We start from the raw sequence: 11,396 nt of genomic DNA, 5'->3' as shown, positions 1-11,396 counted from the left end.
GTGGGCTTGGGTCAGCCGGGGCGGCGGGCGCGGGCGAAGAGGTAGGTGCCGGGCCATGAACGGGTGGGCAGGTGTCGCTCCACGGCGGCCGACAGGCGCAGTGTCTCGTTGATGAAGGGGTGCAGCGGGGCCAGGTCCTCGCAGTGCGCGGTGCGGTGCCGGAGATGGTGCAGGAACGGACGGAGAAGCACGCCCCGGCTCCATACCCGGTCCAGCAGCAGACCGGCACCCTCGATCAACTCCACAAGGGCGCGGCGTGTGTAGCGGCGGACGCGTCCGAGGGACACATCGTGCGCGGACCACAGGGCCATGTCGCACGGCACGGAGACCAGAGCGGTCCCGCCGGGGCGCAGCACGCGTGTGATCTCGGCGGCCGCTCGCCCGTCGTCCTCGATGTGCTCCAGGACGTCCATCGCGAGGGCCAGGTCGTACCGGCATGGCGGAAGGGGGAGATAGCGGGCATCGCCCTCGTATGCCTCAACGCCGTGCGCACGCGCCAGCGCCACGGCCGCCGGACTGAGGTCGATCGCTGTCGCTCGCCACCCATGCCCGAGCAACTCCCGGGAGTTGCCGCCCGCGCCGGCACCGATGTCGACCGCGTCTCCGGGCACGCTGAATCGCAGCAGTTCCCGCGAGAGGATCGCGCGGCGTTCGCGGTACCACCAGTTGTCGTTCTCGATCAACGCGATCCGCTGAAGCTCGATGGTGTCCACGGCACAAGCCGACGGCATGTCGGCAAGCGCGGGAATCAGCGTCGCCGTCCCCACACAGATCGTTGACCCGCCTTTGACCCCGGCCGGAGGTCAGCCCATGAAACCGTTCCACGGACCCCGAGACGGACTGGAACGCGAAGATCAACCAATGGCTGGAGGCCACGGCCGCCCTGCCGCGCGCGGCTTCCTCCGTCGTCCGATCAGGGCGGATGTGCGGGCGCCGCCCACGGAGGCGGCATCCCGCTTTACGCCACCAGGGCAGGCGCAGACCGCAATCACGGGCTAGGACCCGAGCGCGCGCAGGCAGTCGAAAGACAGAGGGAGGTGTCGGAGGGCTTTGAGCCCGAGCCGTCAACAGAGGGAGGCGCGACGCTGGGCGGGCATCGGGATCACGGCCCCACGGCAGCCTTCTGCCGCCGGGACAGGCGCCGTTCCCCCTCCTAGACAGTCGCCGCTGCCGCCTCTCGGTGGCGCCTCACGCTCCTGCCGCCAGGTAAGCCCTCTCGGGCCGATCCGGAGTCATCGACCGTGATGTGGCGCCTGTGGTGTGCAACCCGATGGGCGTGGCGGATGGCCTTGTGGTGGGGCGGATGCGGTGGCGGTCGACCGCGGTGTGGCGTCCGTGGTGTGCAACTCGCTGGGTGTACAGGGTGGCTTTGTGGGACGGACGTGGTGGTGATCGAGCGTGGTGTGGCGTTTGTGGTGTGGCGGGTGGTTTTGTGGGGGGCGGGTGTGATGGTGGTCGACTGTGATGTGGCGTCTGTGTGTGGAGGCGGTGGGACGGGGCGTGGTGGGGGTCAGCGGTGCTTGCGGCGGCGGGTCAGGTAGCGGACGGCTAGGAGGAAGGCGAACAAGGCGCCTACCGCTGGGACGGCGCGCTTGGCTAGTGAGGGGCCTGCGACCTCTAGCAGGTCGATCGCGTCGTTGTCCTGCTGCGAAGCCGTGGGGACGGAGCGGAGGGGCCTCTCTGAGGGGCCGGCCGGGCGTTGGTGAGGGACGGCGGGAGTGGGCTCCGCGATCTCCGCTGCGGCCGGCTCTGGCGGGTGGGGCTCGGCTGATTCGGTCGATGCGTCCGCTTGAGCCTCAGGTTCTGCGGGGTCTTTGCGGGCTGCGGGGGCTTCAGGCTTGGGGGAGGGGACGAGGTCTGCTGCGGTGGATTCGGCGGTCGGTCCGTTTGGGGTGATGGGCTGTTCGGGGGTGCTCGGCGTTGGCTTCGTTTCGGGCGTGGGGGACTGGAGTTCGGTGGCCAGGGCCTTGGCGAAGCGGTTGATGATCTTGGAGCCGACCTCGGAGAGGATGTTGCGGCCGAACTGGGCGGGGCGTCCCGTCACGTTGAGCTTGGTGTGGACGGTGACGCGCGTCGTTCCGTCCTCGTCGTGGAGGCGGGCCTGGACGGTCGCGGACGCGGTTCCGGAGCCGCGTGCCTCCTTGGCGGCGGCCTCCAGGGTGACCGTGCGGGACGTCTCGTCCGCCGAGACGATGCGCGCCGTGCCGCGGTAGGTGATGGTCATCGCGCCGACCTTCACCTTCATCCGGCCCGCGTACTCCTCGCCGTTCACCGAGTCGAGGATCGCGCCCGGCATGCACTGGGCGACGCGTTCCACGTCGAGGAGCACCGCCCATGCCTGCTCCACCGGCACGGGGACGGTGAAATCGTGGTCGAGTTCCATGATTCTCATCCTTTTCGTCCGGAGGCTTGTCCGCGACCTTACGACCGTCGCCCGGCCCGCCGCCAGTCGGACGGCCGGAGGCGCAGGACGGGCGCACGGCGGGCGCACGGCGGGCGCACGGCGGGCGCGCGGCGGGCGCGGGGCGGAGGCGATCATGCGGCCGGGCCCGGGGGCGAGCGGAGCCGGCCGCATGATCACGATCAGACCGCCGCGGCGGCGGTCAGGGCGCGGGCGGTCAGGACCGTGGCCAGGTGGGCCCGGTACTCGCCGGATCCGTGCAGGTCCCCGGGTGGTTCGGTGCCCTCGGCGGCCCGTTCGGCGGCGGACCGGAAGGCGTCCTCGGAGACCGACCGGCCCTCGATGAACCTCTCCACCTCCCCGGCCCGGACGGGCGCCGGGCCCATGTTCGTGAGCGCGACCCGGGCGCCCTCGATCGCGCCGCGGTCACGGCGGACGGCGCACGCGACGCCGACGATCGCCCACGCCTGCGCCGTCCGGTGGAACTTCTCGTAGTGCGTGCCCCAACCCGGGCCGAGCTTCGGCACCCGGATGCCGGTGAGCAGCTCGTCCGCCTCCAGGGCGGAGGTCATCCAGTCGACGAAGAAGTCCGCCGCCGGGATCTCCCGCTCACCCCGGACGGACCGGACGAGGAACACCGCGTCCAGCGCCAGCGCGACGGCGGGCAGGTCACCGGCGGGGTCGGCGTGCGCGAGCGAGCCGCCGAGCGTTCCGCGGTGCCGGACGGCCGGGTCCGCCACGGTGGTCGTCGCCTGCGCGATCAGCGGGGCGTGCTCGCGCACCAGCGGGTCGCGGATCACCTGGTAGTGGGTCGCCATCGCGCCGATGACGAGCGCGTCGCCCTCGTCCCGGATCTCGCGCAGCCCCTCGATCCGGTCGAGGTCGATGAGCGCGTCGGGGTAGGCGAGCCGCAGCCGCAGCAGCGGCATCAGGCTCTGCCCACCGGCGATGATCTTGGCGTCCTCGCCCGCGCCGGACAGGGCCGAGAGAGCCTCGTCCACCGAGCCGGGACGGACGTAGTCGAACGTCGCGGGGATCACTGCGCACCTCCGGCCGAGCCGAGACCGCCGCCGGCAGGCGTCGGGCCGCCAGGCGTCGAGCCGAGATCGCCGCTTGCGCCGGGCGGGTCCTGTTCCGTGCGCAGGGCGCGCCAGACGCGTTCCGGTGTGCACGGCATCGGGACGTCGTGGACGCCGTGCGGGCGCAGGGCGTCCACGATCGCGTTGACGACCGCCGGGGTCGAGGCGATGGTGCCCGCCTCGCCGACGCCCTTCACGCCGAGCGGGTTGGACGTGGCGGGCGTCTCGGTGCGGTCGGTGATGAAGGTCGGCAGGTCGGCGGCCGAGGGGATGAGGTAGTCGGCCATCGTGGTGGTGGTCAGGTTGCCCTCGGCGTCGTACACGGCCTCCTCGTACAGGGCCTGCGCGATGCCCTGCGCGAGCCCGCCGTGCACCTGGCCCTCGACGATCAGCGGGTTGACGACCTTCCCGACGTCGTCCACGGCCACGTACGAGCGGAGCTTCACCATCCCGGTCTCGGTGTCGACCTCGGCGGCGCACAGGTGCGTGCCGTGCGGGAACGAGAAGTTGTCCGGGTCGAAGGTGGCGTCGGAGTCGAGGGAGGGTTCGAGGCCGTCCGGCAGATCGTGCGCGGCGAACGCGGCCGAGGCGACCTCCTGGAGGGTCGCGCCCTCGTCCTGGACGCCGCGGACGCTGAACCGTCCGCCGCTGAAGTCGAGGTCCTGTTCGGCCGCCTCCAGCAGGTGCGCCGCGACCCGCCGGGCCTTGTCGACGACCTTCTCGCAGGCGGCGTAGAGCGCCACCCCGCCCACGGCCAGCGATCGGGACCCGTAGGTGTCCATGCCCTTCGGCGACACGGCTGTGTCACTGTGCAGAACCTTGATGTCCTCGAACGGGACGCCGAGCCGGTCCGCGGTGATCTGCGCCCACGCCGTCTCGTGGCCCTGCCCGTGCGGGGACGAGCCGGTGACGACCTCGACCTTCCCGGACGGCAGGACGCGCACCGCCGCGTGCTCCCATCCGCCCGCGCCGTATGACAGCGAGCCCAGCACCCGGGACGGAGCGATTCCGCACATCTCGGTGAACGTGGACACGCCGATCCCCAGTTGCACCGGGTCGCGGCGCTCGCGCCGGTCGGCCTGCTCGCCGCGCAGCTTGTCGTACTCGAACAGTTGCAGGGCCTTCTCGGTCGCCGATTCGTAGTCGCCGGAGTCGTAGGTGAGGCCCGCGATCGTCTCGTACGGGAACTCCTCGTGCCTGATCCAGTTGCGGCGCCTCACCTCGATCGGGTCGAGGTCGAGTTCGGCGGCCAGCTCGTCCATCAGCCGCTCGATCGCGTAGGTCGCCTCGGGACGGCCCGCGCCCCGGTAGGCGTCGGTCGGCGTCTTCGTCGTGAAGACGCCCGAGCAGGTGAACGAGTAGGCGTCCATCTTGTAGATGCCGTTGAACATGAACGCGCCGAGCAGCGGGATGCCGGGCGTGACCAGCATCAGGTAGGCGCCCATGTCGGCGAGCAGGTCGACCTTCAGCCCGCGGATCCGGCCGTCCCGCTCCGCCGCGAGGGTGAGCCGCTGGATCTGATCGCGCCCGTGGTGGACGGTCATGTTGCCCTCGCTGCGCGACTCCGTCCACTTCACCGGACGGCCGAGCCTGCGCGCGAGCAGCAGCGCGATGACCTCCTCGCCGCACACCTGGAGTTTGGAGCCGAACCCGCCGCCCACGTCCGGTGCCACGACCCGGATCCTGTGCTCGGGGATCTCGGTGACCGTCGCGAGCATCAGCCGCAGGATGTGCGGGATCTGCGTCGCCGAGTACAGCGTGTACTCCTCGCCCTCCGGGACGCACAGGACCGAGCGCGGCTCCATCGCCGTCGGGATCAGCCGCTGCTGCACGTACCGGCGCTCCAGGACGACGGGCGCGTCCCGGATCGCCGCGTCGATGTCCCCGTTCTCGAACACCCACGTGTACGACTTGTTGGTCCCGAGCCCCGAATGGACGAGGTCGGCGCCCTCGGCCAGCGCCACCTCCATGTCCACGACCGGGGGAAGGGGGACGTAGTCGACGTCGATCTCCTCCAGCGCGTCCACCGCCGCGTACTTGTCGCGTGCGACGACGCACGCCACGGGCTCGCCGACGTACCGGACCTCCTCGACGGCCATCGGCGGATGCTCGGGATGCTTCATGTCCTCGGTGACGACCCACGCGCACGGCAGCGCGCCCTGCTCCCCGGCCAGGTCGGCGCCGCTGAGCACCGCCACCACTCCGGGACGTCCCCGCGCCTGCGAGGTGTCGACCCGCGTGATCCGCGCATGCGCGTGCGGGCTGCGCAGGAACGCCACGTGCAGCGTCCCGGCGGGCGTCATGTTGTCGGTCCACCGGGTGCGCCCGGTGATGAGCCGGGCGTCCTCGGTCCGCTTCCGCGGCGAGCCGACCTCGCCCGGCGGCGTGCCGTCCGGCGGCGTGCCGTCCGGCGGCGTGCCGCCCTGCGGGGTGCTGGTCGCGTCGATCGTCATGACGTCACCTCTCGCTCTGTGACGTGGGCTTCCGCGGGCTTGCGCATCTCACCGGCGGCCCGCCGGACGGCGTTGACGATGTTCTGGTAGCCGGTGCACCGGCACAGGTTGCCCTCCAGCCCGTCCCGGATCTCCTCCTCGGACGGGTCGGCGTTGTCGCGCAGCAGGTCGATCGACGCCATGATCATGCCGGGCGTGCAGTAGCCGCACTGGAGCGCGTGCTCCTCGTGGAACGCCTGTTGCATCGGATGGATCGCGCCGTCGATCCCGAGCCCCTCGACGGTCGTGACGTCGTGCCCGTCGGCCTGGACGGCGAGCACGGAGCAGCTCTTCACGCTCATCCCGTCCAGCAGGACGGTGCAGGCTCCGCAGTTGCTGGTGTCGCACCCGACCGGGGTTCCGACCTTTCCCAGCCGTTCGCGCAGATAGTGGACGAGAAGCAGGCGCGGCTCGACGTCGTCGTCGTACGTCGCACCGTCGACCTCGACACGGATACGTGGCATGCGTTTTCTCCCAGGGACGTCTCGTGTGGACTGGAGCGAGACGTCCCTGGGGAGGGGCACGCTGGTCGGACCACGCCATCGGGCCACCTCCGTGGAGGGCGACCTAATGACCGTAATCCGAGGTTGAATCGCGTACTAGTCCCCGGTTTGGCATATTTACCCGGGCACCGGCGATTCGATGGCGGCTAGTGCACCCGTAGCAGAATCGGCCAGGTCTTCTGCCCGACGACGCCGTCGGCGGTGACGCCTCCCCACTTCTGGACGGCCTTCACCGCCTTCTCCGTCGTGTCGTCGAACCGTCCGGTCAGGCTCACCTCGGGATGGCTGCGCGCTTGCAGCAGCGCCTGCACGCTCTCGACGTGCTCGCCCGTGGCGCCCTTGGCGACCTGAGGCAGCTTCTTCACCATGTCCTCCGTCCAGTTGCTTCCGTCGTAGGCGGGCCGCCCGTATCCGGCGATCACCGCGGAGTCGCGCACGCGGCGCTTGCAGGCGTCGGAGGTGTTGCCCTCGATCGTCTGCACGCGTCCGCCGCCGAGGGCCTTCTCGATCACGCCCACGTGGTCGATGGCGTCCATCGAGTTGGTCGCGCCCCAGTCGAAGAACACGATGTCCCCCGGCTTGGCCGCGTTCACCTCCGCGGTCGTCCCGCTGTGCCAGCGTCCGGCCTTCTGGAAGTCCTCCGCGTGCCAGACGGTGTAGGCCCGGTCGCCCGCCGGCAGGACGGCGCCGGCGTTGCCGCTGCGCCGCGCCCAGTAGGTGACGGCCATGTCGCACCAGGAGGCACGGAGGAACTCGTCCCCGTGCCTGCCGGCGTACTCGCGTGTGATGGTGTTCGGGCGGCCTGACATCCCGATGGACTTGCGGGCCTCGGCGAGCATCTGTGCCGCGGTGCCCATCAGGAACCTTCCCCGCGGAAGATTCCGTCGGCGTCCGGCTCGCCGTACAGGTCCCTCAGGACCTGCTCCTCGTCGGCTTCGGTGGCCCGATGGACGTCGGGATTGACGTCGACCTTGTCCATATGGGCCAGCTCATTGGCATCTGTTCGTGTTTGGGGGGTCACTGCTCCTCCGGAGCGTCGGGTTCCACTCCACCCCGCTGAGTGGGCGGTATTCAACCGACCGTAACGGGGGTCTTCTCATACTTCTCCGGTTTTCGCCCCAAAACACACGCCCGCCGACTGACACTCCCTGCCCAGCAAGCCCGTCCGCACGATGCGAGTGGGATGTCGGCGGGGGCGATGCCGCTACTCGTCGTCCGATTCGCCGGGGACCAGGCTCGTCGACGAACCGGTCAGCGAGCCGTTCGACGAGCCGGGGGACATCCCGCTGGACGCGCCGCTGACCTCGTTGATGACATCGCTTCCGGGGCTGCCGTCCCCCTTGGCGAAGTTGAGCGAGCGGTCGATCTCCACGATGCTGTCGTTCCCCGCGTCGTCGCCGCTGTTGTAGGTGTTGAGGGCGTTCACGACGACCGGCGAAGACGAAGCGGATGCGGGACCCGCCGTCACGATGGCCAACAGGCCGGTGACGACCGCGTACAGGAGGACTTTGACGAACATGGGGAGGTTCTCTCTTCGAGCGGATGGAAGGCCGTCCAAGCGGCCACGAATTCGGGGAGTTGCGCGGCCGGACGTTCAGGCGGCCGCGGTGGCGGGTTCCTGCGCCGATGCGGGCCGGGTCGCGAAGCGCTGCGCGAGCCAGGAGCACACGAGCAGTTGAAGCTGGTGGTAGAGCATCAAGGGGAGCACGGCGGTGCTGACGCTGGCCTCGGCGAACAGCACCGTCGCCATCGGCAGGCCGCTGGCCAGGCTCTTCTGCGAGCCGCAGAACAGCACCGCGATGCGGTCGGCCTTGGTGAAGCCGCCGACCCGGGAGATCAGGCCCGCGATGGTGAGCGCGATGACGAGGAGGACGGCGATGATCAGTGCCAGGACGCCGAGCTCCGCCAGGGCCAGCCCGTTCCAGATGCCGCTGACGACGCCCTGGCTGAACGCCGTGTAGACGACCAGCAGGATCACGCCGCGGTCGTAGCGCGACAGGAGTTTCCGGCGCGCGCGCACATGGTCGCCGATCCATCGCTGGGCGAGCTGGCCGAGCAGGAAGGGCAGCAGGAGACGGACCGTGATATCGCCGATGGAGCCGAGCGAGAAGCCGCCGTCCCCGACCGAGATCAGCGTCGCCACCAGCACCGGCGTGAGGACGACGCCGAGCAGGTTGGACAGCGAGGCGCTGCAGATCGCGCCCGCCTCGTTGCCTCCGGCGATCGACGTCAACGTGATGGACGACTGCACCGTGGACGGCAGGACGCAGAGGAACACCACGCCCGCATAAAGCGGTTCCTTGAGGATCATCGGCACCAGCAGCGAACAGGCGATCGCCAGCACCGGGAACACCACGAAAGTGACGGACGAGATCGCCGCGTGCAGGCGCCAGTGCCTCAGCCCGCGCAGCGCCTCACTGGTGGACAGCCGGGCGCCGTAGAAGAAGAACAGCAATGTGATCGCGACGGTTCCGGCATGGTCGAGGACGCCGGCGGCCGCACCGCGAGCGGGGATCATCGCGGCGATTCCCACCGAACAGAGAATCGCCGCGATGTAGGGATCGATGTGCATCCGCGCCAACGCCGCGGAGACAGCACGCATTTCCTTGCTCCTTAACGTGACGTTCCGCCATCGCTCCCCGGGGGGTTCACACCGGTAGATCCGCGAGTTCCTTGTTCTTCTTGGGATGGTTCCGGCTGATGTTGCGCTCCAGCAGTGCGAGCGACTCCTTGACCCCGACGCCGCCCGCGGTGATCTCGGGCAGCCGTCCGTTGTCGCTCTTGAGCCGCAGCAGCGCCTCGTCCATGGCGGTCTGCGCCGCGAACAGGCACGGGGTGCTGTAAATGGCCACGTTCACGCCGAACTCGGCCAGCTCGGGCAGCGATATGCGCGGCGACTTGCCCCCCGCTATCTGGTTGAACAGCAGGGGCTTCCCGCCGATCACCGACCGGACCCGGTGGATCCAGTCGACGCTGCGGACGCCGTCCACCAGGATGACGTCAGCGTCGGTCTCCGCCAGCGCCGCGGCGCGGACGAGGATCTCCTCCTCGTCGGTGGCGTCGGTGCGGGCCACCACGACGAGGTCCTGGCGGGTGCGCAGCACCAGGTCGAGCTTTTCGAGGTACTCCGGCAGCGGCAGGATCCGCTTGCCGTCGACGTGCCCGCAGCGCCGCGGCCGCTGCTGGTCCTCCAGGATCACGCCGGACGCGCCGATCATCTCCAGTTGCTCGATGACATGACAGGCGACCTCGGGGTCGACGTAGCCGTCGTCGATGTCGACCAGCAGGTGCTGGCCGGGGAAGGCGAGCCGCAGCCGCTGCACGAACGCGACCATGTCCGGCCAGGCGATGAAGCCGATATCGGGCAGGCCGTAATACGACGCGGCGAATCCGAAGCCGGAAACGAAGAGTCCGTTGTAGTGCTGTGCGGCGACGGAGGCGGAGAACATGTCGAACACCCCGATGAGCGGGGTGACTCCCTCCGACATGATCTCGCGTCGTAGCTCGTCTCCGTAATTCACGTATCACTCCTCTGGTCTTGAGTGGCCGGAGGCGGTCCCGGCCCGGTCAGGCGGGCCGGGGATGCCCTGAATGGAACGGCGCACAGAATTGTCTCCATTCCGTGTCACAAATAGTTACGCATCTGTGGTGCATAGAGGAAGTAAGGTCCGAGTATGGCCAACGTAAAATCGGACACTAACGGTCCATTTTGTGCGACGATCCCCCGATTTATAACCATGATCGAATATCCCCTGGACGGGCCGTCCGGCCCTACCCGGAAGCGCTACAGCCGCATCCCCGTCACGGCCCGTGCACACCGGTCCCGCCCGTGCACCACCTGCCGGCGAACGTCAAGGCCCAAAACCCGCTCATCACTGCGTAAGTGTCGGCCCACCATCGGCGAGCGACCTCCTGATCTCCGCCTCCTCCGGCCCAAGCCCCGCCGCGAGTTCCCACCCCTTCCTCCCGAATGCCCGAACCTCCCGAGAGCGAATTGCGAACTTTGCACGAAAGCCGCCGAACGAAATTCTTTATGAAGAGCCCATCGCGGCCGGAATTCTGCCAGCGAAGAACTGCGCGCCACGAAGAACGTCCACCCATCCCCACATGATCACTCGCTGCCGAAACACCGTTCGAGAGCCGTTTCCCGAGGTCAGCGGCCTGTCAACCACTCCGCCGCGCTGGGCGTCACAGAGTCACCCCAGTCACTGGAGCACCCCATGCACGGCCAGCCGTCCGAGCGCCCCTCAGGCCATTCACGCCCCGGCCCGGCCCACGGCCGTCCGCACCGCCTGCGTGGCTGGTTCATCGCCGCCACGGCCGCCGGCGCCCTGGCACTCCTGGCCGTCCTCGCCGCCGCCCTCGTCCCGCCGGACGACAACACGCCAGTGCCCGCGGCCACCCCGTCGCCGACGGCACCCGCACCCTCGCGCCCCACGACCAGCGAAGCCTGGACCCAGGTACCGGCCGCCCGCCGCACGGCCTTCATCGCCTACCTTCGGCGCCTGGACCCAGGGCTGACACCCTCCTCACCAGGCGCCCGACCACGCCCGCTCCGCCGCGCGGTGAGCGTCTGCTACGACATCTTCGCCGGGAAGCCGACGGCGACCGTCCTGCGAAACACGGCGCTCCGGTACAACGGCGGCCAGGCGTCGGTACCACCGGGCTCGGTCAAGGCCCAGAAGATCTTCACCGCCGCACGCCGCTGGATCTGCTCAAGCCCCGAACTCCGCACCCACTACGACACCACACACCCCTGACGGTTTCCCAATCAAGATCAGCCGCCGCCCGAGTCGCGCCCCGCACCCCGCGACGCGTCTCTGGCAGGACAAAAATGCTGGCCAGATCCGGATTGACGGCACACCGGTCCAGCCGGATGCGCGTCCTATCCCCCATGACCCAGCCGTACCTGTCACTGCCC

The 11,396-nt window shown here is 69.6% G+C and carries 11 protein-coding genes; 1 reads left to right on the top strand and 10 read right to left on the bottom strand.

The annotated features are described in order from the left end of the window. Positions 1-11 precede the first annotated feature (11 nt). The 10 genes from E1298_RS36695 to E1298_RS36655 form a co-directional block, all read right to left on the bottom strand. Positions 12-713, bottom strand: a complete 702-nt coding sequence (locus E1298_RS36695; protein ID WP_131901647.1) for a class I SAM-dependent methyltransferase — start codon at positions 711-713, stop codon at positions 12-14. Between the two features lie 797 nt (positions 714-1,510). Then, a complete protein-coding gene (locus E1298_RS36690; RefSeq protein ID WP_131901645.1) occupies positions 1,511-2,383 on the bottom strand; it encodes an SRPBCC family protein in 873 nt (290 codons plus the stop codon). 200 nt (positions 2,384-2,583) lie between these two features. Further along, positions 2,584-3,441 (bottom strand): FAD binding domain-containing protein, encoded by an 858-nt coding sequence (locus E1298_RS36685; RefSeq protein WP_131901643.1) that lies wholly within the window; start codon positions 3,439-3,441, stop codon positions 2,584-2,586. After that, positions 3,438-5,933: a xanthine dehydrogenase family protein molybdopterin-binding subunit gene (locus E1298_RS36680; protein ID WP_131901641.1), complete on the bottom strand. Its 2,496-nt coding sequence runs from the start codon at positions 5,931-5,933 to the stop codon at positions 3,438-3,440. The genes E1298_RS36685 and E1298_RS36680 overlap by 4 nt, the downstream gene beginning before the upstream one ends. Further along, positions 5,930-6,436: a (2Fe-2S)-binding protein gene (locus E1298_RS36675; protein WP_131901639.1), complete on the bottom strand. Its 507-nt coding sequence runs from the start codon at positions 6,434-6,436 to the stop codon at positions 5,930-5,932. The genes E1298_RS36680 and E1298_RS36675 overlap by 4 nt, the downstream gene beginning before the upstream one ends. Before the next feature lie 185 nt (positions 6,437-6,621). Next, entirely contained in the window at positions 6,622-7,332 is a 711-nt protein-coding gene (locus E1298_RS36670; protein WP_131901637.1) for a peptidoglycan-binding protein, read from the bottom strand. After that, the gene (locus tag E1298_RS51355; protein WP_279499417.1) at positions 7,332-7,454 is read right to left on the bottom strand and encodes a hypothetical protein; all 123 of its coding nucleotides are present in this window, start codon (positions 7,452-7,454) and stop codon (positions 7,332-7,334) included. The genes E1298_RS36670 and E1298_RS51355 overlap by 1 nt, the downstream gene beginning before the upstream one ends. Before the next feature lie 225 nt (positions 7,455-7,679). After that, positions 7,680-7,994, bottom strand: coding sequence for a hypothetical protein (locus E1298_RS36665; RefSeq protein ID WP_207945060.1), 315 nt, complete (start codon positions 7,992-7,994; stop codon positions 7,680-7,682). A 75-nt stretch (positions 7,995-8,069) separates the two neighbouring features. Further along, complete coding sequence (locus E1298_RS36660; RefSeq protein ID WP_131901635.1) at positions 8,070-9,077, bottom strand: bile acid:sodium symporter family protein; 1,008 nt, start codon at positions 9,075-9,077, stop codon at positions 8,070-8,072. Positions 9,078-9,123: 46 nt separating this feature from the next. Next, positions 9,124-9,996: an isocitrate lyase/PEP mutase family protein gene (locus tag E1298_RS36655; RefSeq protein ID WP_207945059.1), complete on the bottom strand. Its 873-nt coding sequence runs from the start codon at positions 9,994-9,996 to the stop codon at positions 9,124-9,126. A 699-nt stretch (positions 9,997-10,695) separates the two neighbouring features. Between E1298_RS36655 and E1298_RS36650 the strand changes: the two genes are divergently transcribed. Continuing rightward, positions 10,696-11,235 carry a hypothetical protein gene (locus tag E1298_RS36650; RefSeq protein WP_131901633.1) on the top strand — a complete coding sequence of 180 codons (540 nt, stop codon included), beginning with the start codon at positions 10,696-10,698 and terminating at the stop codon, positions 11,233-11,235. The last annotated feature ends 161 nt before the right edge of the window (positions 11,236-11,396 follow it).

This window comes from Actinomadura rubrisoli, assembly GCF_004349215.1.
Lineage (GTDB): Bacteria > Actinomycetota > Actinomycetes > Streptosporangiales > Streptosporangiaceae > Spirillospora > Spirillospora rubrisoli.
The sequence above is the reverse complement of the archived record's forward strand: the minus strand, read 5'-3'. Positions and strand labels throughout refer to the sequence as shown.